This is a genomic window from Nostoc spongiaeforme FACHB-130 (genome assembly GCF_014698475.1).
GTDB lineage: Bacteria > Cyanobacteriota > Cyanobacteriia > Cyanobacteriales > Nostocaceae > Nostoc_B > Nostoc_B spongiaeforme.
The window spans coordinates 71,169-96,912 of sequence record NZ_JACJTB010000010.1; the positions used below are offsets into that span (position 1 = coordinate 71,169).

Below are 25,744 nucleotides of genomic sequence, written 5' to 3' on the forward strand. Positions count from 1 at the left end.
GACAAACCTCTATTGTACAGTATTCCATTGATTTTTGAATAATGAAGGCAGCAATGTTAGTCAATTTCTTCGATGAACGTGGTAGTGGTAGATAGAACGAGTGTACAATTCCTCCTCGACTATCGATACATTTTTGTCATCTCATCATGATGTGAGGCTAATTTTGGATTGGACAGTTGTCCTTGTAGTTCATTTACGTAGAACCGCATCCAGAAAATTCTCTCACAACCTACAGCAATGAATTATGAATTCTGAGCGGCAAAATTTGCCGCTCAAACTTCTTTTGGGTGGGATTCTCTACACAACTTTTGCCTACCCAATCTTTTTTGCTTCCATGCTGCATAATCCAGACTAATTGTATAGTCTAATCCACAAATCTAAATAATTGATTTAGATTTTAGCAATTAATTCGCTAATGTTGCAATGTAATCCTGTAATATCGGCTTGACGATTACTATTGTCGCCATAGCTTAAACGCACACACAAATAACTCTCTGGCTGGTAAGGCATTCTTTCGGCCCACTCTATCGCTACAATTCCAGGTTCTATTTCAATTCCTTCCCAATAGCTTTCTAAGTTTAAACCTGCTACCTCTAGCGGTTGTAAGCGATATAAGTCGAGGTGATAAAGGGGTATGCGCCCTTGAGTGTATTCATTAATCAAAGTAAAAGTGGGGCTGACAATTGATTCGGTAATTCCCAAACCTTGACCGATGCCTTGCACCAAGGTAGTTTTACCTGCACCTAAGTCGCCTTCTAGTAAAATGACAGTACCAGGAGTCAAAGTTTGACCTAGTTTGATACCTAAATTGAGAGTCGCTTGGACATCTGCAAGAAAAATTTTCATTTTTGGTCGGTCAGTAGTCATTAGTCATTAATGTATATTCACATTTTGCACCAAACGACTGAAGTCGTTTGGTGCAAGATATGTGTATAACCTACTTCAAGCCGCCAGCAACCTTTCCTGACTAATTGGAATTATCATCACAAATTCTGTACCTTTACCAACAGTAGAATGACATTCCAATTTTCCCTGATGTTTTTCAGTCACAATCTGATAACTAATAGATAAAGCTAAACCTGTACCTTTGCCAACAGGTTTAGTAGTAAAAAAGGGATTAAATAGTTGCTTTTTTGAATTTTCAGAAATCCCAATACCATTATCAATAATGCGAATAATTATTTCTTGATGAGCAGTCAGTTCAGTTTTAATCTGGATTTGACCTTTACGTCTTTCTTGAGTTGGCGACAAATGAATAAAAGACTCCTCTATGGCATCAATCGCATTTGTCAGCAAACTAATAAACACTTGATTTAGTTCTCCTGCATAGCATTCTACCAGTGGCAAATCAGCATATTCTTTAATAACTTCAATTTCTGGATGGTTGGGTGTCGCTTTGAGTTGGCTTTGTAAAAACATGAGTGTACTATCAATACCTTCATGGATATTAACCAGTTTCATTTCTGCCTCATCTAAGCGAGAAAAATTCCGCAAAGACAGCACAATTTGTTTAATTCTTTCAGCACCAACTTTCATTGAATTGAGTAAATTTGGCAAGTCTTCTATCAAGAAATTTAATTCAATGACTTCTGCCTCATCTTGAATTTCTGGTACTGGTTCTGGGTAGTGATGTTGATAAAGTTCTAAAAATTTGAGTAAGTCTGCGATATATTCTTGGGCTGGTTCAATATTACTATAAATAAAACTGATTGGGTTGTTAATTTCGTGGGCTACTCCGGCAACTAATTGACTTAAACTAGACATTTTTTCAGCTTGAATCAACTGAGCTTGAGTTTGTTTTAATTCTTGTAAGGCTTGCTCTAATTCTTGTGCTTGTTGTTGTAATGTTTTTTGTTGTTGACTGAGCATCACAACTTGAATTTTCGCTTTTTGGGATAATTGTATTTGTCGCCAAGCAATAATTGTTCCTACCGCCAGCAGTCCACCTAATATTGAAGTCAGTAAATTTAGTGCTTGGAGTTGAGATTCGATATTTTCTCGCGGTATAACTAAAGCTATTGACCAATTTGCTTGTTTGAGATGAACATAAGCAACATATTTGTAAGTTCCATCAATAGAAATCAATTCGATTCTCTCTTCTTTGTTTACCATCCGCCGAGCTAGTTCCGCCAAGCTAGAGTCGCTTGATTTGAGAAAACTGGGAGCAGGTTTTTCTTTGGTTGACATCACTTTCGGATGAATAATTGGTTCTCCCTGAGAGTTAAGTGCAAAGGCGTAACTCAAATTACCGTAATGCAGTTTGTTAACTACTTGAGTAATTCGGTGTACTTTTAAGCTACCGTTAATCACGGCTATAGGACGACTTTTGAAATCGTAACTTTGACGGATAGGCGCAGAAATTGCGACAGAAGGAATACCTGTAGTCCGACTGACAAAGGGATCTGATATATTTGTTTCTCCTGCTAATGCTTTTTGAATAAAATCTCGATCATTATTTTTGGTATTGCTTTTACCTACCTCAGTGTTGTAATAATAACCATCAGGTAGTGAGAGTGAAATTTTAAAAAAATCATCAGTGCGCTTCACTTCTGACTCTAACAATGGTTCAATCAATCTCCAATTTAAGGAACGGGCTGCGTCTGTATTCGCAATAGTTTGAATTGTGGTAGAGCAAATTGCTAACCACTGATCAATCTCATCTGTTCCTTGGCGGACTTGTAATAATGCTTTTTCTTGGAGCTGTTGAATAATTAACTTTCTAACCACCAAGTAGCTAGTCCAACCAACAATCCCTATTGCTAATGTACAAGCAATCAAAATTAGTGATGTTCTAATATCAGGTGGTTTTGTGGTGGGAGTGGGTTGGGATTTGCTAATTTTGAGGGCTTTGGGGAATAAATAGAACATATAGGTATGACTGTAAAGCTTTAGTTAGACTCATTACCTATAGTTCCCAGAGGATTCAGCTGATAAACATCAATTGATGAATTCAGAATTATTCCATATCTCGTCCTTGCAACATTCCCATAAGTTTGCGCTTGCGGGCGTGGATTTCCATTAATTTGGCGCGATAATTTGACCAGTCGGCTTGTTTGTTTGACGCAATGTAAGCAGCACGAGCTTTTTTGAGCCATTCAACTGCGGCATCATAATATTCTGCTTTCCCAGCATTCATAATTGCTTCGGCTAGGCGACAAGCATGAGTAATTACCCATTCAGGACGATGGGGAATGGCAGCATCCATCACCCGATGAATAATGTCAGCATAATAGACATTTAAATCATTAGCGATCGCGATCGCATCATCAATCAGTCCTTCATGTAAGAAAATATCGACTTTGATGGGGGCAGTTTCCCATCCACTATAAAGCCGGAGAATTTTCAATAAATCAGGTTTAATTCGCAGCCATTCTTCCCCAGCCAAATCTTGAATATCTTGATATTCTTCTAAAGAAGGATGTGCCTGAAAAGCTAGTTTTTTGGCTTGTAAAGCTGTAGTTTGATCACCTAACTTTTGGGCTAAATCACTTGTCCATAAACCCAAGTCATATTGACAATTTCCCTTTAATTGCAAGCCAATTTGAGCAATATGCAAAGCTTGTTGTAATGCCCCTTGTTCTTGCAGAGTTTTACCCAAAGCAAAGGCTTCTTCCATTGAATTCATCTCGGTTTGGGCAGCTTCTAAGGCTTCTTCTACTCTGCCGAGTCTCCCCAACATGGTTAAATATTGCCGCGTTTGTCCTTCTGCTTCTGCTAAATATAAATATTCTTGATAACGTTCTTGGCGTTCGAGAATTTTCAACCGAATTAAAGCTAAATCATCGGCATAATCGGGAATGGTTGTTTCCCACACTCCCCGTTCAGTGATTTTGCCTTGGAGAACTTCTGTGAGTTGTGGGTAATCCCAGCCTTGGCGCAAAGCTTCTAAACTTAAGCCAAAATCCACATCCCATTCATCTTGCCAAACTTCCAAATTTACTTGGATATCTACTTTTTCTTCGGGAGTCAAGTCCGCAGTCAGAATGGCTTCACACCAAGCATTATTTAACTCCCAGGCAATTTCATCATAATCGGCACCATACTCGGCGACTTCATACCAATTTTCGATACAGGTAGAAGTAATCGCCTCTAAAATTGCGATCGCTTTATTTCCTTCTCCCCGTTCAATCAAGTCTACCGCCGACTGTACTAAACCCAGCAATTCCTCAGCAATCGGATCTTCTTCACAGCCATCCTCCAGATAACGCACACCATCATGAATAATCTGCCGTACTTGTCGCCGAAAAGCACTGGTGTCAATGGCATTTTGCCGCAGAGACTTGAGCTTTTTTGTCTTGGGTAAAGGATTTGTCATCCAGGTAACATGACGATCAATTGTCTCAATCAATTGCGGATGTTCTGCGACTAATTCTTGCACTAGTCTTTGCGTCTGCACATGATCCAATCGATCAAGCAATTGCTCTAACGTCGGACGATGTTCAATAATCTCAGGCTGGCGCACACAAACAAGCAACGTTGCCACAATGTGTTTACACCATCCATCAAAATTGTAGGCACAAGTGCAATTTGCCGAGGTTAAACTATGGCCATCAAAATTGAGGCTGACACGATAAGGTCTAGCTTCACTGCCATCAACTTCTGCGTGTAATAGATTACCACGGCGAATGATGGTATCTACAGCACCAGATTCAAAATAAGCCTCACCCCGTTGGTAAGACTTGGCGTTGGCATAACGACGGATGGTAAATTCACTGATTTTGGGAATAGACATCGGGCAGACGAAGTGCGAAAATCCTATGGGTAAATGAATTTTAGATCCAGGTTGGCTTTTCGGCTCATACTGATTTTGAATTTCCAGTCATAACCATCAGGCTGTTACTGAACTTTCAAACATTACGATACTAGTACAATAAAGCTGCTGATAAAATCTTTACCTCAAAAGTAGTTTATTTCCACAATTGAGTACTAGTATTTTCTAATACTTATTATCTAAGTTTAATTGTCCAAGTTATTGCTAAATCAAAGTAAAAGCAGCTTACCAAGGTAAAAATAATCAGTTTGTCTCAACCTGAATCGGCTATTATAGCTTTCCAAAAAAATTAGCCATATCAGTATAAAATTCAATAAGTGAATAATGTTTACTAAAATTGTCAATAAAGTTATCTTTTCGCTTGCTAGGGTGAACGATAATAGTTGATTTAGCCATTCCCAACTCTTTGGGGTTGTCAGAATAGCTAGTCGAATTGAGAATAAATAGGCGAAGCACACGGGGAAACTAACGTGAGTCAAGGATTTGATTACGATTTAGTAATTATTGGCGCTGGTGTAGGCGGACATGGCGCAGCCCTACACGCGGTAAGCTGCGGTCTGAAAACAGCAATTATTGAAGCAGCTGACATGGGCGGAACCTGTGTCAACAGGGGCTGTATTCCTTCAAAAGCGTTGTTGGCAGCAGCAGGACGTGTGCGGGAGTTACGTAATGCCCACCACCTCAAGTCACTGGGTATTCAAATTGGTCATGTGGAGTTCGATCGCCAAGCGATCGCGGATCATGCAGGCAATTTAGTCTCGAAAATTCAAGGCGATTTAACCAACAGCCTCAAGCGTCTAGGCGTAGATATCATCAGGGGTTGGGGAAAAATCGCAGGTACTCAAAAAATCACTGTCACGGTTGATGGCAGTGAAAAAACGATCACCGCTAAAGATATTATTCTTTCTCCTGGTTCAGTTCCTTTTGTTCCCCCAGGGATTGAAGTTGACGGCAAAACTGTATTTACCAGCGACCAAGGCGTAAAATTAGAATCTCTCCCGCCTTGGGTGGCAATTATTGGTAGCGGCTACATCGGCTTGGAATTTTCTGATGTCTACTCGGCTTTGGGCAGTGAAATCACCATGATTGAAGCCCTAGACCAGTTAATGCCAGGATTTGACCGCGATATTGCCAAACTTGCTGAACGGGTATTAATTACCCCCCGCGATATTGAAACCAAAGTCGGTATCTACGCCAAAAGAGTCATCCCTGGTTCGCCAGTGGTAATTGAGTTAGCTGATTTTAAAACAAAAGAAGATTTAGAAGTGATTGAGGTTGATGCTTGCCTAGTAGCGACAGGACGCATCCCCGCCACCCAAAACCTTGGTTTAGAATCTGTGGGCGTGGAATTAGACAGGCGGAATTTCATCCCTGTAGACGATCGCATGGCAGTATTGAGTGCGGGTGAAGTCGTACCCCATCTGTGGGCCATTGGTGATGCCAATGGCAAAATGATGCTGGCTCACGCTGCCTCGGCTCAAGGTATTGTAGCGGTAGAAAATATCGTCGGGCGATCGCGCACTGTAGACTATCGCAGCATCCCCGCCGCAGCCTTCACTCACCCAGAAGTTAGCTATGTCGGTTTAACCGAAACTGCTGCTAAGGAATTAGGACAAGCAGAAGGTTTTGAAGTCGGTACAAGTAAGAGTTACTTTAAAGGCAACTCTAAGGCTTTGGCAGAAAATGAAGCCGATGGGATAGCGAAGGTCATTTATCGCAAAGACACAGGCGAAGTTTTAGGTGTTCACATCTTTGGGATGCACGCCTCCGATTTAATTCACGAAGCCTCAGCCGCCGTAGCAAAGCGTGAATCTGTTCACACCCTCGCCCATCTAGTCCACGCCCACCCCACCCTCTCGGAAGTTCTAGATGAAGCCTACAAACGGGCTGTAGCCTAATAAAGGCAAAAGTAAAAAGGTAAAAAGTAACAATCTTTACTTTTACCTTTTTACTTTTTACTTTTTACTTACTACTCAGCACTCAAATATGCAAATCCGTCGTCGTCAACCAAGCCCAGCTATTGATGTATCCGTAGTGCGCTATCAAGCCGCTTTGCCAGATGCCGAACCAAATAATATTCTGGAAAAAATTGTCTGGCAAAAAGAAATTGAAGTTGAGCAACTGCGGGAAAAACAGCCTTTAAGAGAATTGCAAAAGCAAGCACTTTCCGCACCGCCAACTCTGGATTTTGTCGCCGCCCTCAAACAAGGTAAGACAAAACCAGCGTTGATTGCAGAAGTGAAAAAGGCTTCACCGAGTAAAGGTGTATTACGAGAAGATTTTGACCCGGTGGCGATCGCTTTATCCTACCAACAAGGTGGTGCTAGTTGTATTTCTGTGTTGACAGATGTGAAATTTTTTCAAGGCAGTTTTGACAATTTAGCGAAAGTCCGGGCCGCAGTTGATTTACCATTATTGTGTAAGGATTTTATGATCTATCCTTACCAGATGTACTTAGCTCGTCTCCAGGGTGCCGATGCCGTTTTATTAATTGCGGCAATTTTAACTGACCAAGATTTACAGTACTTTATCAAAATTGCCAAAGCCTTAAAAATGGCAGCCTTGATTGAAGTCCACAGTCTAGAAGAACTCGACCGGGTATTAGCTTTAGATGATGTCTGTTTAGTGGGCATTAACAATCGCAATCTCGAAGATTTCACCGTCGATTTACAGACTACCTGTCAACTTTTACAAGCTAGGGGTGAACAATTACGCGATCGCAATATCGTGGTTGTCAGTGAATCGGGTTTACACACACCTGATGATTTGACTGTAGTTGAACAAGCAGGTGCAACGGCTGTGTTAATTGGCGAATCTTTAGTCAAACAACCAGATCCAGAATTAGCGATCGCTCAAATCTTGCCCAATCATTAATCTAAGTGAAGCTATCTTGCTCTGTCTCAACAGAGCAATAATACTATGTTATTTATACAACCTAGTATCTACCGTACTTTCACTATGGTTTGCAAAAAATTTATCGTTAAAAACAACCATACCTTAACCAAAGGTTTATTTTTTGTGTAACAATTCATGGCAAGAGATAAACTCTAAATAACACAAATTATACATTTGTAATATTAAAACCACATGGAGCAGATTCCCCTACCGTCACCCATCCACTACGAATTAATACTCCAACTTTTAGAAAGACAAACCTTGTTAGCCGTTAATCAAAATCCCGATTTGCGACATCAGGTAAATCAACTCATCATCACCCTTCGCAAAGCAGCAGTCCAGCAAAAACGGCTAGAAGAAATTTGTGAAGTGACATCTGTGCCAGTTGACCACCGTTGGTCACTCAACCATCATATTGCTGAGAAAGTGGTTGTACCTGATTGATATCATGTCCGGTAAAAGACTTATCATAAAGACCGCAGGGGGCAGGGAGCAGGGGGAGAAAGAGTTTTGTCTTTCTGCACAGATGTGTTGAATCATAACTGATTTGCCGGACATGATATGACGCGGATTTTCAGCAATTATTATTTGATTCATAAAATATGAGGTTCATATCCCCGACTTCTTGAAGAAGTCGGGGATATTGTTATTAAATTGAAAAACCCAATTTTATCAATAAAAGATATAGTTGCTGTTAAGAAAAACACGGTTTAAAAAATGATTTCTTTGCTGTAAACAACACTACAATTTAGCTCAAATATATGTTAATAAATCACAAGAAATAATCGGAAAATATTAATTTTTTTATTCTTAAATTGCCTATCATGGAGATAAGTAAATCAGGTTTTAGAAGAAATTATGCCAAAGCGTGTAATTAGAGAAGTGAATAGTTGGTTTGAGCGAGAGCGGATTGTCAGTAACCTAGAAAGATTTCAAGACTTTATTATTATCTCACTCTGCCTTGGCTTATTCTGCGTTATGCTGATTCGGTTAGGGGATATGTTTTTTTCCTTTTTACACCCTTTAGATTTACGAGAAATTACATCTGATATCCTGTTTATTTTAATTTTAGTTGAATTATTTCGTCTACTGATTGATTACTTACAAACTCAACAAATCTCAGTAGGTGCAGCAGTTGAAATTACGATAGTTTCAGCATTACGAGAAGTCATTTTGCGGGGAGTATTAGAAATACCACAAAATCAGCTTTTTGGTATTTCGACATTTTTATTAGTTCTAGCAGTAATTTTCATTACCATACCTTTAATTTCTCGCTTTTTTGGTCATGTTACCAGCCACAACCACGACATCTTATCAGATACAGAAATAGTCGCAGGTGGAACTGTAGCTGCTGATGAAATATGATGAGCATTACAGTTGGCTGTAAATACCCCTTAGCCAGTAGGAATTAGAGGATATCAACTTTCACTTCAGTAAAATAAGTATAAATTAAATACTTATTGAATTTTGCAGTCATTTTTATCGAATTCTGATTATATTGACTCAAGCTGAGGCTAAAAAGATAAATCTCTTTTTTTGGAGAAATTTAAGCAATGAATCAGGTTGTCATCAATGACACAACATTACGTGATGGCGAACAAGCAGCAGGTGTCGCTTTTAACTTAGAAGAAAAAATTGCGATCGCCAAATTTCTCGATGCGATTGGTGTACCAGAAATCGAAATTGGGATTGCGGCGATGGGTGCAGCTGAACAACAAGCGATCGCCACAATTGTTGACTTAAATTTGCAAGCTCATCTGTTAGGCTGGAATCGCGCCGTAATTTCTGATATTCAAGCTTCCATCGCTTGCGGTTTAAAGCGTGTGCATATATCTATTCCCGTCTCTGCAATTCAAATTGGCGCAAAATTTCAGGGAAACTGGCAATTAGTCTTACAAAAACTCCAAGATAGCCTGAACTTTGCTTTAGACCAAGGACTGTTTGTTTCGGTAGGCGGAGAAGATTCTTCCAGAGCCGATGAGCAATTTTTGTTAGATACAGTACTTGCAGCTCAAGAATGGGGTGCATCGCGGTTTCGCTTTTGTGACACTGTAGGTATTCTCGACCCGTTCACGACTCATGACAAGGTAAAAAAATTGGTCACATCCTTGTCTATCCCCGTGGAAATGCACACTCACAATGATTTTGGTTTAGCTACAGCCAATGCCTTAGCAGGTATCAAAGCTGGTGCATTATCTGTCAATACCACAGTGAATGGTTTAGGTGAAAGAGCCGGAAACGCAGCTTTAGAAGAAGTCGTCATGGCGCTGAAACACTTATCTAAGATTGACTTAGGTATAGACACCCGACGTTTATTAGAAATATCGCAACTAGTAGCCACAGCATCAGGTTATAATTTACCCCCTTGGAAAGCAATAGTCGGCGAAAACACCTTTGCTCATGAGTCAGGTATTCATGCTCATGGAGTCATGCAAAATCCCCATACCTACGAGCCATTTGCACCCGAAGAAATTGGACAAGAACGGCGTTTAGTGGTGGGTAAGCATTCTGGCCGCCATTTATTATCAAATGTGCTGCAACAACATGGGATTATTCTCAATAGTGAAGAAACACAATCTGTTTTAAATGCAGTGCGACAAGAATCAACCCAAAAAAAGCGCAGTCTGACAACACAAGAGTTGTTATCTTTAGTCGGAGTAAAACAGTAATCAGCTTTTGTTGGGTTTCGCTATTGCTCCACCCAACTTACTATTGTCTTATCCAAAATATCTTGGGTTAGTGTCAATTATCGCTATTGGTGTTGAGTCAATTTGACCAACAGGCGCAGGTTTCATGTCTCGATAATCAAGAAATTGGACAAGAATTAGATAAGCAATAGCCAACAATACAGAAATTGCACCTGTAATAATGGCAACTATTTTAGAACGGTTCATCAGTAATCCTATGATGTAGACTTTTTGCTGTTCTCAATATCCACATTGCCACAAGATATGCAAATATTGTTTCTTGTATTTCAAGTCCCCCTCAGACTGGAAGTCTGGGACTATACAAACAAAGCCTGCTTTTCGACAAGCATCGATGTGGTATTACAGCTATTCAAAAATTTTGAAACCCTAAAAAACATTAGAGACGCGAACTTCCGCGTCTCTAAAAATGTTGTATTAACATATAAATAAAATCGAATAATAATTAAGGGTTAAATTGAAATAAGACAGAAATTAAATGGTGCGTTTATAACTTCTCCGCCACTTTTCTAACTGATCAATAGCAATTGATTTAGTAACTACATTCATACCGTTACCTCGCCATTCAACTTCTGAATCAGTTGTAAAAACGCCACATTCTAACTGATTCAGTCTAATATCCCAATATTCACTAAATCTATTTTTTAAAGTAATGACTTGTTCAAAGACTTTGTTTCTGTGTTTATTGCGTCTTTTTCTCTCGGTTGCGCCTGTTGCTTCTGTATCGATAAATTTCGTTTCAATGAGAAATAGATTACCTTGTAATGTCAGATAAACAAAATCACATTTTCCTAAATCTGTATAATCTGCAATTGGTGATTTTTCAAATAACAACAATTCGCAGCAGTCAGGAAACAAGTTTTTGATATTTAAAAACAAATAAGCTTGCAAAAGTAGTTCCTTATCGTAAGGAAAAACTATTACCCCCTCAAAAAACTGTTTGATATCTTCTTGGGTTTGTGGTTGAATTTTTTTACAATAAGAGACAAATCTATGTAAATCATTTGCAATCATCAAGCTTTAGCTCCTTCACTTAGCAATCTCCAATTCTCCCTAGCATCAAAAAATACCATTACAACCAAGAAATCATCATCCGCATAAGTCACTAAAAAAACTAATCTATTACAGTATTACTACGGTGTTCTACTGTTGACGAAGGCATATTTAAGGTATTAAGTAGTTTTAGTTTTAAAAAACAAGTAATTTTTCTTACCCAAGTTTCACATATTTCCGATCAACTACCAGTTAATTGTTTTACATGAGCGAGAAATCTGGCATTTTGTAGTGCGAGAACAGTTGAGCGAGAATCTTGCACCCAAAATTGTCTGCCAAATCGGACAAGTTGCCGAGAACTGCCAGCTTGTACAATGCCAATTACCGGGACTTTGGCTTTTTCTCTGTCACCTGATAGTTCTTTTAAAATTGTGCGTAGGCGATCGCGTTCTTCAATTGTGATAGCTTGTTGGGGAGTAAGTTCTACCATCACCAGTTGTACGGTTTCTACTGGTTCAACATCTTCCACAATTAATTGCACTTGTTCATCGCGTCTATCGACTTTACCCCAAATAATTAATCTGGCATCAACTTCTAGTGCAAGACTCACCCGTTCATAAGTTTTAGGAAAGACGACAGCTTCTAATTGAGCAGTTAAATCTTCTATCTGCAAAATCGCCATTGGATCGCCTTTTTTGGTCATGACTTTTTTGACATTATTTAACATCACAACTGCACAAAGTAATGTGTCTTCTTTCTGCTCACCGAGTTGTGATAAATTTATTGGCGCTAAAATCGAAGATGAATGTTTAATTGATTTAAGCGGATGATCTGAGACATAAAATCCCAACAATTCTTTTTCCATTTGCAACTTTTTCTGCGGTGGAAAATCTGGTACAGATTGGGCTTTCGGGGCAGAATCAAAGACATTATTGGTAGTTTTATTAGTAGACGTAGAAGCAAATCCACCGCCTAATAAATCAAATAAGTTACCTTGACCAGTTGCTCTATCTTTAGCGCGAGATTGCGCCCAATCATAAACAAGTTCTAGGTCTTTAATTAATTGGTGGCGATTTGGTTCAAGTTTGTCAAAAGCACCGCAATAAATCAGTGATTCTAGAGTGCGGCGGTTAACTGCACGCAAGTCAACGCGATCGCAAAAGTCAGATAATGATTTAAACACCCCTTGGTCTTCCCGCGCTTCTAAAATACAAGCGATCGCATTCTGTCCCACATTCCGAACAGCAGAAAAACCAAATAAAATCTTATCACCCACGGGTGTAAAATCTACACCAGAACGGTTAATATCCGGCGGTTCGATTTGAATATTCATACTCAAACAAGTCGAAATATATTTTTGCACCTTGTCTGTGTCACCACTGTTAGCCGTTAACAGTGCTGCCATATATTCTAGGGGATAATTCGCTTTTAAATATGCTGTTTGATAAGTGACATAGCCATAAGCAGTAGAGTGGGATTTATTAAAGCAATTAGAAGCGATGAAATTATTTTTAATGACAAAGTTATGGTCTTTTTCTACCCCAATGTCATAGACATTTGACAGACCAACATATTTACGAGTAATTATTTTGACCATCTCTCTTTTCCCCGCCGCAAACTTAATAAAACCGAATCATATTACTTTAATGAGCCATCAACAACCAGACTCAAAAGTTTACTTCCCTAACTGCTACTCATCTCCTCTTACACGACAATAACTGAAATTTATAGCTAAGTTAATAGTCTAAGTTTTATAATTTGCAAACATCCAGTTATCAAGTATATATTTGCTGTTTTGGTAAAGGATGACATACTTACCCGCAATATGTACTAAAATCAATGACTTGAGTTACCAAGAGAGCAGTCATGGCATCCATACGCGAGTTGCACGAACAGCTAGTTAAAAAAGAACGTTCCGCCGTTGAAATTACCCAAGAAGCTTTGGACAAAATTCAAGCTTTAGAGCCGAAATTACACAGTTTCTTGCATGTAACAGCACAACAGGCGTTGGAGCAAGCTCGTGCTGTAGATGCCAAAATCGCTGCGGGTGAAGAAATTGGCTTGTTAGCGGGGATTCCGATTGGCATTAAAGATAATATGTGTACCAAAGGAATCCCCACTACCTGCGGTTCCCGGATATTGGAAAATTTTGTGCCACCCTATGAGTCTACAGTGACACAAAAGTTGCTAGATGCTGGGGCTGTCACGGTGGGCAAAACCAATTTAGATGAATTTGCAATGGGTAGTTCGACCGAAAATTCTGCCTACCAAGTTACAGCTAACCCGTGGGATGTAACGCGGGTTCCTGGTGGTTCATCTGGAGGTTCAGCCGCCGCCGTCGCTGGGGGGGAATGTATTGTTTCCTTGGGTTCTGATACTGGTGGTTCAATTCGCCAACCGGCTTCTTTTTGTGGTGTCGTTGGGTTAAAACCAACCTACGGACTGGTTTCAAGATATGGTTTGGTGGCTTACGCTTCATCTTTGGATCAAATTGGCCCTTTTGGACGCTCTGTAGAAGATACAGCAATTCTGCTCCGAGCGATCGCAGGCTACGATTCCAAAGATTCTACCAGCCTGAAAGTAGACATTCCCGATTATGTGGCTTCCCTCAAACCAGACTTCAAAGCCAGAAGAAAGCTGCGAATTGGGGTAATTACAGAAACCTTTGGCCAAGGTTTAGACTCAGTGGTTGAGGCTGCTGTTACCAAAGCCATCGACCAATTACAAATGTTAGGCGCAGAAATTCATACAATTTCTTGTCCGCGTTTCCGCTACGGCTTACCCAGCTACTACATCATCGCCCCATCAGAAGCATCAGCCAACCTCGCTCGTTACGATGGCGTGAAATACGGCTTACGCACACCCGATGCAGATAATTTACTGTCAATGTACAAGAGTACCCGCGCTAGTGGCTTTGGTACTGAAGTTAAACGCCGAATTATGATTGGCACTTATGCCCTATCGGCCGGGTATTATGATGCTTACTATCTCAAAGCCCAAAAAGTCCGCACCCTGATTAAGCAAGACTTTGAAAACGCCTTTAAAAAAGTTGATGTATTAATCACTCCCACTGCTCCCACCACAGCATTTAAAGCCGGCGAAAAAACCACAGATCCCTTGAGTATGTACTTAAATGACCTGATGACCATTCCCGTCAATCTCGCTGGCTTACCAGGGATTAGCGTACCTTGTGGTTTTGATGACCAAGGTTTACCTATTGGCTTGCAAATCATTGGCAATGTTTTAAGAGAAGACCAAATTCTGCAAGTAGCTTATGCTTATGAGCAAGCAACTAATTGGCATTTACGTCAGCCAGCACTGTAGCACTAAAGTCGTCCCTGGTTTATGTCATGTCTGATGAAGAGTGCTGAGTTATGTAGAGACGTTGTATACAACGTCTCTACAGAATTTATAGAATGCAGTTTAAATTAATAAACTATTGCGCGTTGACCTTGGACTGTTGACTGTTGACTTGGGGAGTGAATGTGACTTCCTTGATTTTCCCTGTAGTTCCCAAGGGTGTTGCTGGTTGATTGTTGACAGAAACCAAGACAACGCCTGCATTTCCAGAACGCACAGTCAACTGTTTTTTAGCTGTCCAGGTTTTGCGTTGTCCTTTGTTTAAGTTACCCACAAATTCAGTTTTACCGTCTACTTTCACTTGTAACCAAGATTTACCCTGAAGTTCTAAAGTAACAGCGACAGCTTGACTCAAACTATCTTTTGGGGGTGCAACCACAGCTAGGGGAGTTGGGGGATTTTCGGCTGGTGCTTGATTAGCTGATGGCAAAGATTCAGTTTTAGGTAATAGTGTAGGTTGAGATAAGGCTGCTGTTGTTTTTTTAGATGTTCCTAAGTTAAGTTTTTTAACAAGAGATTCGGCAGAAAATTGGGGATTAAGTACATACATAAGCCCACCAGCCGCCACTAATAATAAAACGGTGTAAGGAATGAATAGTGGTAAAGAAAATTTACGTTTCGATGCTGCTTTATGACCAGAGGTTTTTTCCACCATTGAAGGTTGAACTTCAGTGGAAAAAGTTTTGGCTAACGACGCACCATCTAAACCGATGACATCTGCATAACGACGGATAAATCCTTGAATATATACAGGTTCGGGTAATTCATCAAATTTTCCCGCATCTAAAGCCTTTAAGCAAGCAAGGCGAATATTGGTTTTAATTGCTACCTGCTCTAGTTGAATAGACTTTTCTTGTCTGACTTGTTTTAAAGTTTTACTTATTTCTTGCAACTGTTCTTTTTGAACGTCTTCTAAGAGGCTCACGACCTTCTCCTAAAATTAACTTACGTTTACTATTTAACGGAAGAATTACTAAATTTCCGACTCCTGAATTCTGACTTCTGAATTCTTCTTCAAGAATCCCAAATTGTTTTTGACTCTATACTCTATACGAAAAGAACAAAAACTGCTATACAAGTAATTTTTAAAGCATAAAATTACCCGTATGAAAATACGTAAGCAGCAATTGTTATTTTTATTCAAGTTTAGGCTGTTACTTGTTTTTGGAATAGTTGTCGCGATCGCCTACTGTAGTATCAGTTTATTTCTGTTTTTCCAGCAACCCAAGTTCATCTTTTTTCCCTCCAATTTCATTGAAAAGACACCAGACTCGTTCAATCTGCCTTATCAAGAAGTCTGGCTACCTGTAAAAACTAGCTTGGGAAAGGTGGAAAAAATCCATGCTTGGTGGATTCCAGCCAACCAGCCCGATGCCAAGGTGTTGTTATATCTGCACGGGAATGGCCTGAATATTGGCGCAAATATAGCGCATAGTCAGCGATTTCATCAACTAGGATTTTCGGTATTGTTGATTGATTATCGGGGATATGGTCGCAGCCAAGGCGATTTTCCTAATGAAATGAGAGTTTATCAAGATGCTGCTACCGCTTGGCAATATCTGACGCAGCAACAGCAAATTTCTCCCCAGAAAATTTTTATTTATGGTCATTCTTTGGGTGGTGCGATCGCTATTGATTTAGCTGTGAAACACCCCGAAGCGGCTGGGTTAATCGTAGAAAGCTCTTTTTCATCCATGCGCGAAATCATATCTACTCGCAAATGGTTTTCCGTCTTTCCCATCGATTTAATTTTGACACAGCGTTTTGACTCAATCAAAAAAGTGCCACAGTTGCAAATGCCAGTTTTATTTATTCACGGCACTGCTGATTCCACTGTACCTGCTTACATGAGCCAAAAACTTTATGATGCCGCCCCTGAACCAAAACAGCTAATTTTGGTTCCCAATGCTGACCATAACAATACAGCAGTAGTTTCTGGTAGTAAATATCTGCAATGGGTACAGTCATTTGTTCAAAAGGCTGGTATGTAATATTACTTAGTTCTTAATCTTGCCTTTATGCCTGTTGGTTAGTATACCTAAAATAACCAAAAATATGCGGCTTCATACATAAATATCCTGATGCCAGATTTTAAGTGCAGGAGAATTTATACAACTAAACTTGTTGCGGTATGGGGAGTAATTTGTATTATGACTATGGCACCTGCATATTTATTTAAAATTCTAGGAAATCCTACCATTGAAATTTCGCAAACAGAACTGCGATCGCTACTAGGTGAAATTGAGTCTCAACTTCATCGCAGTCAGGTTTATCGTCAAGCCGTGGCTCAACTACAAACATTACTTGGTTCTTCCGAAGAAGCCAAAAATTTATTTAAAGCTGTCGGTAGAGAAGCCATTAGTTTAGTCTTCCAGAACTTTGCACATCACGCAAAAGTTGCAGATAGCAATCAACAAACAAACACAGAATTAGAAAAATCTAGTGATGTTGCTAATAGTCTTACCAGCAATCATCTCAATCACCCACAAACAAATACAGATATATTATCAACATCTGTGGTAACGGAAGATAGAAGTAATCCTGTAACCCACAATCCAGAAAATTCAGCTAAAAAACATCCCACTGCAAAACTCATGAACTGGCTGCAACCCAATCAAAAAAAAGCGAATGCTGAACTAGCCCAGCAACAATTAGCCACCCAACGTTTAGCAATCATGAGTCAAATTGGTCAACAACTACGCCAAGCCCGTGAAGCTAGAGGTTTTTGTTTGAGAGATTTGAGTATCTTCACTCACTTACCAATTCATCAAATGGAAGCAGTCGAAAACGGCGATTTAGAGTCATTACCAGAGGATATTTTAGTCAGAGGATTTATCCGGGTGATGGGTAATGCTTTGGGATTGAACGGCACAAATTTGGCTAACTCGTTACCAATGGTGAATACTGTTCCATCCGTTATACCTTCTTGGTCTCAGCCTAAACATAATTCCCCTAGTATGGGGTTAGAACTACGACCGATACATTTATATTTAGGCTACACAGCCCTGGTAGCTGGGACAGTGGGAGGGTTATCTGTTATGTCTCAGCCGGAAAAAATGGACACCACTGTTAATCCTGATGTTAGTTCGTCTTCGTCTATTTCTCAGACAAACCAAAACCCGGAAATTAATACCAAACCGGGTATTAAGTCGAGTCAGGCTGGAATTAGTGTTGGTTCAGATATTGCCCCACCAGAAGCACTGTAATGAGGAGTGCTGAGTGGGATTAGACAAGAGAGAGGGGGTAGACAAGGTAGAAAGATTACTTCCTTATCTCCCTTGTCTTCCTTGTCCCCCTTATCCCCCTGCCCCCTCGCCCCCTGCCTACACAGTGATAATATATCTTTGTAATTAGAAGTCCCTTATGACACCAGACCCTTACGCTTGGATAGAAGAATCATTAGCAACCATCCATCGGGCGGACTGGTATCGTACAGTACAAACTTTAAGCGATCGCCCCGGTGCGACAGTGGTTTTGGCGGGGCGAGAGGTGATTAATTTTGCTAGTAATGATTATTTGGGTTTGGCTGGAGATGAAAGGTTAATTGCTGCTGCTACAGCTGCTACTAGAGAACTGGGGACTGGTAGTACGGGTTCTCGGTTACTCAGTGGGCATCGACAATTACACAGAGATTTAGAAAAAGCGATCGCATCTCTCAAACAAACCGAAGATGCAATTGTCTTTAGTTCAGGATATCTGGCAAACTTGGGAGCGATCGCATCTGTCGTTGGGAAACGCGATTTAATTCTCTCTGACCAGTACAATCATTCCAGCCTGAAAAATGGTGCCATTCTCAGTGGGGCAACCATCACAGAATATCCTCACTGTGATGTTGTGGCGTTAAAAACTCAACTCAGCCAGCAACGGCAAAACTACCGTCGTTGTCTAATCATTACCGATAGCGTCTTTAGTATGGATGGGGATTTATGCCCCTTGCCAACATTGTTAGCGATCGCGGAAGAATTTAACTGTATGCTGCTAGTTGATGAAGCCCACGCGACTGGGGTAATGGGTCAAACTGGCGCTGGGTGTGTGGAATTTTTTGGCTGTACTGGTAAGCAGTTAATTCAAATTGGCACTTTAAGCAAAGCTTTAGGTAGTTTAGGCGGTTATGTCGCTGGCAATGCTCACTTAATTGATTTTTTACGCAATCGCGCCCCGACTTGGATTTACACCACCGGACTTTCTCCCGCCGATACAGCCGCAGCCTTAGCCGCAATTCAAATTGTCCAACAAGAACCCCAACGGCGAATGCAATTGTGGCACAATGTTGAATACCTAAAAAATTTCATGCAGCAGCAATTACCCCAACTCAAATTGCTGCCTACAGAATCACCCATACTTTGTTTTCAATTACCCAGTCCCAGTGATGCACTCCAGGTTGGTAAACAACTCAAAGATGCAGGTATTTTTGCCCCTGCAATTCGTCCACCCACTGTCCCAACCAGTCGCATCAGAATTTCTGTCATGGCTACCCATCAAACAAAGCATATAGAAGCATTAGTCGCAGCCTTGAAAAATCAGAATTTGGTTTGATGTTTAAATTTCGTAATCAGCAATAAGAACAAGTAAGTAACTCGGTGGAAATAAACCAAACTATGTTACGAAACGTAAATAGGATTAAAAGCCTTACCAATGACCAAGGACAAATGACAGCCTTCACTAGTTATCTTTAATTGCATCGACCTACTTATCACAAAATAGAAATCATCTAGAATTAAGTAATCAAAAATTCAGCTACAACTTGATTTTTACTCCAGCAAGATTTTGCATTTTATAGCAAGCAAACTGTTGGTAAATTATTTGAAATTGCTAGAATTTAAGGTAAATGTATAAGAATGCGTTTGTTTAAACTTACCAAATTAATGTAAATAAAATATTATAATATTACAATTTTATTTATTTCATTTAGATACACATACAATATTTTTGGAAAATTGACTACTAGCGAAAGACGTTTTTTACTCTAAATAAAGGATCTATCTCTAGATAAATGTCCAAAAATTGCAAACTAGCTTAGGGTATGTATAGCCCTCCGCCACAAGTTTTGGTTGTTTGCAATTGTTTTCATGCCCTACATTCATTATTCGCATTTACTACGTTATGGCTTTGTGGTGGTAATTGTCGCCACAGCACTAGTAATTATGCTCTTGCTTGACCCTATATTGGACATGAAGGGAACGCCATTCCTACTATTTTTTAGTGCTGTAATGGTGAGTGCTTGGTATGGTGGTTTGAAATCAGGACTGTTAGCAACCTTCTTGTCAGCAATATTGAGCGATTACTTTTTTCTTTCCCAACATTACACAGTCGGGTTAAGTTTACCTAATGGTGTAAAAATACTGTTATTTGCAGCACAGGGATTACTGTTTAGTTTTCTATCTGAAGAATTAAGGCACGCTAAACGTAAAGCAGAAATTCATCTCCAGAAACTAAAAATTAGTGAAGAACGATTTCGTGTCGCCCTCAGTAACTCAGATATTGTGGTGTTTCAGCAAGACAGAGATTTCCGTTATCAATGGGTTCATAATCTACAGGGTATAGATACAGTTGCAGCCGTGTTGGGCAGAACTGATTATGAACTGTTCCCGACAGCAATAGCACAACAATTGATGAAAATTAAACGCCAAGCGGTAGAACAAGGTATTTCCACCCGTGAGGAAGTTTGTCTCAGTCTTGGGGAAGAAGTGATTTACTATGACTTGCTAGTGGAACCCCTTACAGGTGGCGGAGGTGGTGTAACTTGTGTAGGCGTAAATATTACAGAACGCAAGCAAACAGAAATCGAAAAAGCCAAGCTACAAAACAAACTTCAGCAAGTTCTCCAACAAAAAGATGAATCTTTAGCATTACTGAATACTTGGTTAACTAGTTCCCCCATAGCATTGGCATTTTTTGATACTGAATTACGCTATGTGTATGCTAATGAAGCGTTAGCAGCTATCAATGGTATACCTTTGAGCCAACATATTGGTCGCACTTTACAAGAAATCTTACCGGAATGGGCAGGGCAATTAGAGCCTGTGTTTCAGCAAGTGATGCAAACGCGCCAACCATTACTGAATCAAGAAGTTAGCGGCGAAACTCATCCGCCTGGGGTATATCGGCAAAGTTTAGTCAGCTACTATCCCGTTAGCTTACCCGATGGAAAATTGCTGGGCGTGGGAGTTACTGGTGTTGAAATTACGCCACTCAAACAAGCTGAACAAGCATTACGAGACAGCGAAGCCAAGTTTCGCAGTGTGGTTGAGTCAAACATGATTGGGATTGGCTTTTGGGAAAGAGATGGCAAAATCACAGATGCTAATGATGCGTTGTTGAATATGTTGGGTTACAGCCGCGAAGATTTAGTTAATGGAGAATTGGACTGGCGAAATTTGACACCTGCTGAGTATCTCCCACTTGATGAACAAGCACTCATACAACTTCAACACAGTTCCTTTTCTATTCCTTATGAAAAAGAATATATCCGCAAAGATGGTACTCGCTTACCAGTGTTAATCGGTAGCAGTCATTTTGAGAGAACTTCAGACAGAGGCGCTTTTTTTGTTATTGATATTAAAGAACGTAAGCAAGCAGAAGAACAACTGCGTTATATTGCGGAAATTAGTAGTTTACTGTCTACCTCATTAGATTATGAGGAAACTTTACAGCAAATCGCTAGAATCTCTGTACCACAATTAGCTGACTGGTGTAGTGTGGAGATTTTGACGGATGATGGTTCACTGCGGCGTTTACCTGTGGCTTATGCAGATCCGTCTCAGGCAGAGTTAGCGCAAAAACTTCAGGATTATGTGCCGAATTTGTCAGGTACACATCCGATCGCTAGAGTACTGCAAACAGGCAAACCAGAATTAATCGCTCAAGTCACTGATCAGATGTTAGTTGCCTCGACGCAAAACGCCGAACATTTGGAAATTATCCGTCAGCTAGGGGCAAAGTCGGCAATGGTGGTGCCATTAATCGCCCACAAGCGAGTTTTGGGTTGTATTACCTTTGCGATCGCCGACTCCCATCGTTGCTACGATGAAACTGATTTAAATTTGGCCACAGATGTAGCTTATCGCGCTGCCTTAGCAGTGGAAAATGCCCAACTTTATCGAGATAATCATCAAGCGTTAATCAATTATGCCGAATCTCTAGCACTGTTAGATGCACTGTTAGCAGGCGCACCTGTGGCTGTTTGCTTTTTAGATCAAGAACTACGCTATATCCGAATTAATCAAGTTTTAGCTGACATTAACGGTTTCCCTGTAGAAGCCCATCTGGGGCGGAAATTTAGCGAGATGTTCCCCAGGATGGCGGTACAATTTGAAGCGCAATTGCAACAGGTGTTAGAAACTGGTGAACCTCTGCTGAATGTGGAAATTAGCGGGGAAGTACCAGGAAAACCAGGAATATACGGCTATTGGCTGGGTAATTATTATCCAGTCCGCAATGCTTTAAATGAAACTGTGGGGATTGGGATAATTTTCTCGGATGTCACAGCCACCAAGGTTGCGGAAATTGCTTTGCGTGAAAGTGAATCGAGATTCCGCGCCATGTTCAACCAAGCCGCAGTCGGTATTGCTTTGGTAGGGTTGAACGGTCAATTTTTGCAAGTAAATCCGGCATTGTGTGAGATTACTGGTTATAGCCAAGCCGAATTAATGCAGATGAACTTTCAAGATATCACCCACCCTGATGATGTAGCGGATGATTTAGCCCAGGCTGGGAGAGTTTTAGCGAAGGAAATTAATGGTTATTCTTTAGAAAAACGCTACATTCGCAAAGATGGTTCCCCTGTTTGGGTAAATCTGACTTCTTCGGCTGTTTGGGATATTTATGGACAAGCTAAGTATGCAGTCGGCATTATTGAAGATATCAGCGATCGCAAACAAGCAGAAATAGCACAAAAATTTTTAGTCGAAGCCAGTAGCTTACTAGCAGCCTCCCTAGATTATCAAGTCACTCTCAATAATGTGGCTAATTTGGTAGTGCCTACCTTAGCTGATTGGTGCGTTGTTGATGTGCTGGGGGAAGATTATACGATTCAACAAATAGCGATGATTGCTGCTATTCCGGCTAAACACGAAATTCTCACAGAACTGCGCCGACGTTATCCGCCCAAATACGAAAACAACAGTCCGTTTCGAGAAATTTTGCTGCGGGGTGAATCAGTCTTTTATCCTGAATTGCCACCTCAAATTCTGGCAGATATGGCTAAAGACGAGGAGCATTTGCAATTACTCCAAAGCTTGGGTATGGGTTCCTTGATAATTATTCCCCTCCATTTGCGCGGGGAAATATTTGGCGTAATTTCTCTAGTGAGAGGCACATCTAGTTGTGCTTATAATTCAGCAGACTTGGCATTAGCAGAAGATTTAGCCCATCGTGCGGCGGCGGCGATTGATAACGCTAGACTTTACCAAAAAACCCAGCAGGCAAAACAAGCCGCAGAATTAGCAGTCAGTCGCACTGTGCGTTTACAAAGAATCACCGCCGCCCTTTCCGAAGCTATCACCCCGCAACAAGTGGCTGAGGTTGTAGTTAATCAGGGAATTGTGGCTTTAGGTGCGAGTGCGGGTTCTGTGAGTTTGTTAGTAGAACATGGCAGTTATTTGAAAGTTGTGCAAGCCACTGGCTATCCAGAATCAGTGCTGGAAGCTTGGGAAACTTTTCCGGTGACGGCGGCTGTGCCTTTAGCAGAAACTGTGCGAACAAGTAAAGCAATTTTTCTCGAAAGTCCAGCCGCCTTAGCAGCTAATTATCCCCATTTAGCCGAGTTGCCATCGGTGACAGGAAATTCAGCCTTTGCTTGTATTCCCTTGATTGTAGAAAAACAAGTGATTGGGGCATTAGGGTGGAGTTTTGCAACTACCCAAATTTTTTCGGAAGCTGATCAAGGATTTATGTTGACATTGGGGCAGCAATGTGGTCAGGCGATCGCCCGCGCCCAACTTTACGAAGCCGAACGCCTTGCCCGTTCCGAAGCTGAAACCGCCAACCGCATCAAAGATGAATTTCTGGCGGTGCTTTCCCATGAACTGCGAACTCCCCTCAACCCGATTTTGGGCTGGGCAAAATTACTCCGCACCCGCAGAAATGACGAAAATACAATCGTTCGGGCTTTGGAAACCATTGAACGCAACGCCAAATTACAAGCCCAACTGATTGAAGATTTATTAGATGTATCGCGGATTTTGCGGGGTAAGTTAAGTCTGCACATCCGCACCGTAGATTTAAACAGCACAATCACCGCCGCCTTAGAAACAGTGCGTTTAGCCGCCGAAGCCAAGTCAATTCAACTGCAAACCTCACTGCCCCAGCATAACGTTGAAGTTATGGGTGATGGCGATCGCTTGCAACAAATTGTTTGGAATTTGGTATCCAATGCCGTAAAATTTACACCGTCAGCCGGACAAGTAGAAGTGCGGTTAGAACAAGTCGGGATGGAGGCGCAAATTCAAGTTATTGATAATGGTAAGGGTATTACCCCAGAATTTTTACCCTACGTCTTTGAATACTTCCGCCAAGCCGATGGTAAAACTACCAGAGTATTTGGTGGTTTGGGATTAGGACTGGCAATTGTCCGCCATTTAGTAGAACTCCACGGTGGTATAGTCTGGGCAGAAAGTCCAGGTGAAGGACAAGGGGCAACTTTTACCGTGCGGCTACCTCTGCATAAAAGCGCCGATTCTCCTATGTTGAATCCTGAAACTGCACAGATGGATTTGGCAACCCAAGATTCATTATTGGCAGGAGTGCGAATTTTATTTGTTGATGATCAAGCCGATGTCTTGGAGTTTTTCAGCTTTGCCTTAGAACAGTATGGGGCAGAAGTCACAGCAGTCGCCTCTGCCGCAGAAGCACTAGAAGCCCTAGCCCAGTTACAGCCAGATATTTTACTCAGTGATATTGGAATGCCCATCATGGATGGGTATATGTTGCTGCGCCAATTGAGGCAATTACCCCCAGATCAAGGCGGGCAAATCCCAGCAATTGCTCTCACCGCCTATGCGGGCGAAATCGACTACAAACAAGCAATGGCCGCAGGTTTTCAACGACACATCCCCAAACCCGTAGATCCTGTTGACTTAGCAATTGCGATCGCTAAACTGATTCGGCGGAAATAACGAAGGCAGGGTGCATGGTGAGAAAGCGTTTGAGCCTTATTTACTTTTCTTTATATAGTTTGGTTTTATTGCATCGACTCATACCATTTTGGATTTTAGATTTTAGATTTTGGATTGAAAAAGTTTCTACTGGTAAGCTTTTGAGCAATCCATTTGTCGCAATCATTGTTCAATTTGGTATTACTTAGCAGTGGTCACAGTTGTTAAGCTACCATGCAAGCCGCGTATATCCACTAGTGTGATAAGGCAAAAATCTGTACTCTTCGTTGAGTTGATGAATAGTCTCGCTATGATTGGAGTCAGAATGTTTGTTTTCTGGCTTGAGTCGCAGAGATAACCCCAATGCTGCTTCTAGATGATTGAGTAAACGAGTAATAGTATCCCGCTTGCTAATTCGATAGTAAACAACCGTGTTTTTTTGTATTTCTTGCAATACAGGTACATCGCTCACTAAAGGTACATCCAAACTTTCGCCATCGTTGGTGATTAGGACTATCGCTGCACGTTGATAAAGTTCTACTAAATCTTGGTGTTCTAGTTGTGAGAACAACCGAATACCATAACGAATGCCTAATCGCTCGATTCGCGCCTGCATTTCTGGTTCCCATTCTGGGCAGACTCTCACTAATAATAATTCTGGGTGATAATATCTGAGACGAGCATAGGTTTCTAGGAGAATATCTAACTGTTTGCGGGAGAGATTTTCACTGATATTCAATACAAAAGGCCGATCGCCTATTTGCTGCTGAATAGTCTGGTGATTATAAAATTCAGGATGTAGGTGATTCATAAAATTATCCTTCGCAGAACTGATTGTCCAAATGGTTTGCTGTGGCGATCGCTTTGTTCCACTTCTTTGCACTCGCGGCCGAAATATCACAAGTAATTTGCCGGAAATGATATGA

The 25,744-nt window shown here is 40.8% G+C and carries 18 protein-coding genes; 10 read left to right on the forward strand and 8 right to left on the reverse strand.

The annotated features are described in order from the left end of the window. Nucleotides 1-390 precede the first annotated feature (390 nt). From tsaE to H6G74_RS10590, 3 genes are all read right to left on the reverse strand, one after another. A complete protein-coding gene (gene tsaE / locus H6G74_RS10580; protein WP_190967693.1) occupies nucleotides 391-846 on the reverse strand; it encodes a tRNA (adenosine(37)-N6)-threonylcarbamoyltransferase complex ATPase subunit type 1 TsaE in 456 nt (151 codons plus the stop codon). A gap of 96 nt (nucleotides 847-942) precedes the next feature. Beyond that, the gene (locus tag H6G74_RS10585; RefSeq protein WP_190967629.1) at nucleotides 943-2,868 is read right to left on the reverse strand and encodes a sensor histidine kinase; all 1,926 of its coding nucleotides are present in this window, start codon (nucleotides 2,866-2,868) and stop codon (nucleotides 943-945) included. 88 nt (nucleotides 2,869-2,956) lie between these two features. Next, a complete protein-coding gene (locus H6G74_RS10590; RefSeq protein ID WP_190967630.1) occupies nucleotides 2,957-4,732 on the reverse strand; it encodes an SWIM zinc finger family protein in 1,776 nt (591 codons plus the stop codon). Nucleotides 4,733-5,241: 509 nt separating this feature from the next. Here H6G74_RS10590 and lpdA point away from each other — a divergent pair. From lpdA to nifV, 5 genes are all read left to right on the forward strand, one after another. Beyond that, the gene (lpdA, locus tag H6G74_RS10595; protein ID WP_190967631.1) at nucleotides 5,242-6,669 is read left to right on the forward strand and encodes a dihydrolipoyl dehydrogenase; all 1,428 of its coding nucleotides are present in this window, start codon (nucleotides 5,242-5,244) and stop codon (nucleotides 6,667-6,669) included. Nucleotides 6,670-6,757: 88 nt separating this feature from the next. Then, on the forward strand, nucleotides 6,758-7,645 hold the full coding sequence (trpC, locus tag H6G74_RS10600) for an indole-3-glycerol phosphate synthase TrpC (RefSeq protein WP_190967632.1): 888 nt from the start codon (nucleotides 6,758-6,760) through the stop codon (nucleotides 7,643-7,645). Nucleotides 7,646-7,858: 213 nt separating this feature from the next. Continuing rightward, nucleotides 7,859-8,110 carry a DUF5340 domain-containing protein gene (locus H6G74_RS10605; protein WP_190592220.1) on the forward strand — a complete coding sequence of 84 codons (252 nt, stop codon included), beginning with the start codon at nucleotides 7,859-7,861 and terminating at the stop codon, nucleotides 8,108-8,110. A gap of 414 nt (nucleotides 8,111-8,524) precedes the next feature. Next, the gene (locus H6G74_RS10610; protein ID WP_190967633.1) at nucleotides 8,525-9,031 is read left to right on the forward strand and encodes a phosphate-starvation-inducible PsiE family protein; all 507 of its coding nucleotides are present in this window, start codon (nucleotides 8,525-8,527) and stop codon (nucleotides 9,029-9,031) included. 188 nt (nucleotides 9,032-9,219) lie between these two features. Next, nucleotides 9,220-10,335 (forward strand): homocitrate synthase, encoded by a 1,116-nt coding sequence (nifV, locus tag H6G74_RS10615; protein WP_190967634.1) that lies wholly within the window; start codon nucleotides 9,220-9,222, stop codon nucleotides 10,333-10,335. Between the two features lie 48 nt (nucleotides 10,336-10,383). Here nifV and H6G74_RS10620 read toward each other — a convergent pair whose 3' ends face one another. The 3 genes from H6G74_RS10620 to H6G74_RS10630 form a co-directional block, all read right to left on the reverse strand. Continuing rightward, entirely contained in the window at nucleotides 10,384-10,560 is a 177-nt protein-coding gene (locus tag H6G74_RS10620; RefSeq protein WP_062296461.1) for a hypothetical protein, read from the reverse strand. Nucleotides 10,561-10,845: 285 nt separating this feature from the next. Then, nucleotides 10,846-11,385 (reverse strand): hypothetical protein, encoded by a 540-nt coding sequence (locus H6G74_RS10625; RefSeq protein ID WP_190967635.1) that lies wholly within the window; start codon nucleotides 11,383-11,385, stop codon nucleotides 10,846-10,848. A 220-nt stretch (nucleotides 11,386-11,605) separates the two neighbouring features. Further along, nucleotides 11,606-12,961: a helix-hairpin-helix domain-containing protein gene (locus tag H6G74_RS10630; protein WP_190967636.1), complete on the reverse strand. Its 1,356-nt coding sequence runs from the start codon at nucleotides 12,959-12,961 to the stop codon at nucleotides 11,606-11,608. Between the two features lie 269 nt (nucleotides 12,962-13,230). Here H6G74_RS10630 and gatA point away from each other — a divergent pair, with 269 nt between their 5' ends. After that, the gene (gene gatA, locus H6G74_RS10635) at nucleotides 13,231-14,688 is read left to right on the forward strand and encodes an Asp-tRNA(Asn)/Glu-tRNA(Gln) amidotransferase subunit GatA (RefSeq protein WP_190967637.1); all 1,458 of its coding nucleotides are present in this window, start codon (nucleotides 13,231-13,233) and stop codon (nucleotides 14,686-14,688) included. Nucleotides 14,689-14,800: 112 nt separating this feature from the next. Here gatA and H6G74_RS10640 read toward each other — a convergent pair whose 3' ends face one another. After that, nucleotides 14,801-15,649, reverse strand: a complete 849-nt coding sequence (locus H6G74_RS10640) for a helix-turn-helix domain-containing protein (RefSeq protein ID WP_190967638.1) — start codon at nucleotides 15,647-15,649, stop codon at nucleotides 14,801-14,803. Nucleotides 15,650-15,830: 181 nt separating this feature from the next. Between H6G74_RS10640 and H6G74_RS10645 the strand changes: the two genes are divergently transcribed. From H6G74_RS10645 to H6G74_RS10660, 4 genes are all read left to right on the forward strand, one after another. Next, nucleotides 15,831-16,715: an alpha/beta hydrolase gene (locus H6G74_RS10645; protein WP_190967639.1), complete on the forward strand. Its 885-nt coding sequence runs from the start codon at nucleotides 15,831-15,833 to the stop codon at nucleotides 16,713-16,715. 159 nt (nucleotides 16,716-16,874) lie between these two features. Beyond that, nucleotides 16,875-17,930, forward strand: a complete 1,056-nt coding sequence (locus H6G74_RS10650) for a helix-turn-helix domain-containing protein (RefSeq protein ID WP_190967640.1) — start codon at nucleotides 16,875-16,877, stop codon at nucleotides 17,928-17,930. 157 nt (nucleotides 17,931-18,087) lie between these two features. Further along, nucleotides 18,088-19,260 (forward strand): 8-amino-7-oxononanoate synthase, encoded by a 1,173-nt coding sequence (gene bioF / locus H6G74_RS10655; protein ID WP_190967641.1) that lies wholly within the window; start codon nucleotides 18,088-18,090, stop codon nucleotides 19,258-19,260. Between the two features lie 533 nt (nucleotides 19,261-19,793). After that, nucleotides 19,794-24,839 (forward strand): PAS domain S-box protein, encoded by a 5,046-nt coding sequence (locus H6G74_RS10660; protein WP_190967642.1) that lies wholly within the window; start codon nucleotides 19,794-19,796, stop codon nucleotides 24,837-24,839. Nucleotides 24,840-25,047: 208 nt separating this feature from the next. On the opposite strand, the gene H6G74_RS10665 is transcribed toward H6G74_RS10660, so the two are convergent. Then, nucleotides 25,048-25,719: a glycosyltransferase gene (locus H6G74_RS10665; protein WP_313888475.1), complete on the reverse strand. Its 672-nt coding sequence runs from the start codon at nucleotides 25,717-25,719 to the stop codon at nucleotides 25,048-25,050. Nucleotides 25,720-25,744: the final 25 nt, after the last annotated feature.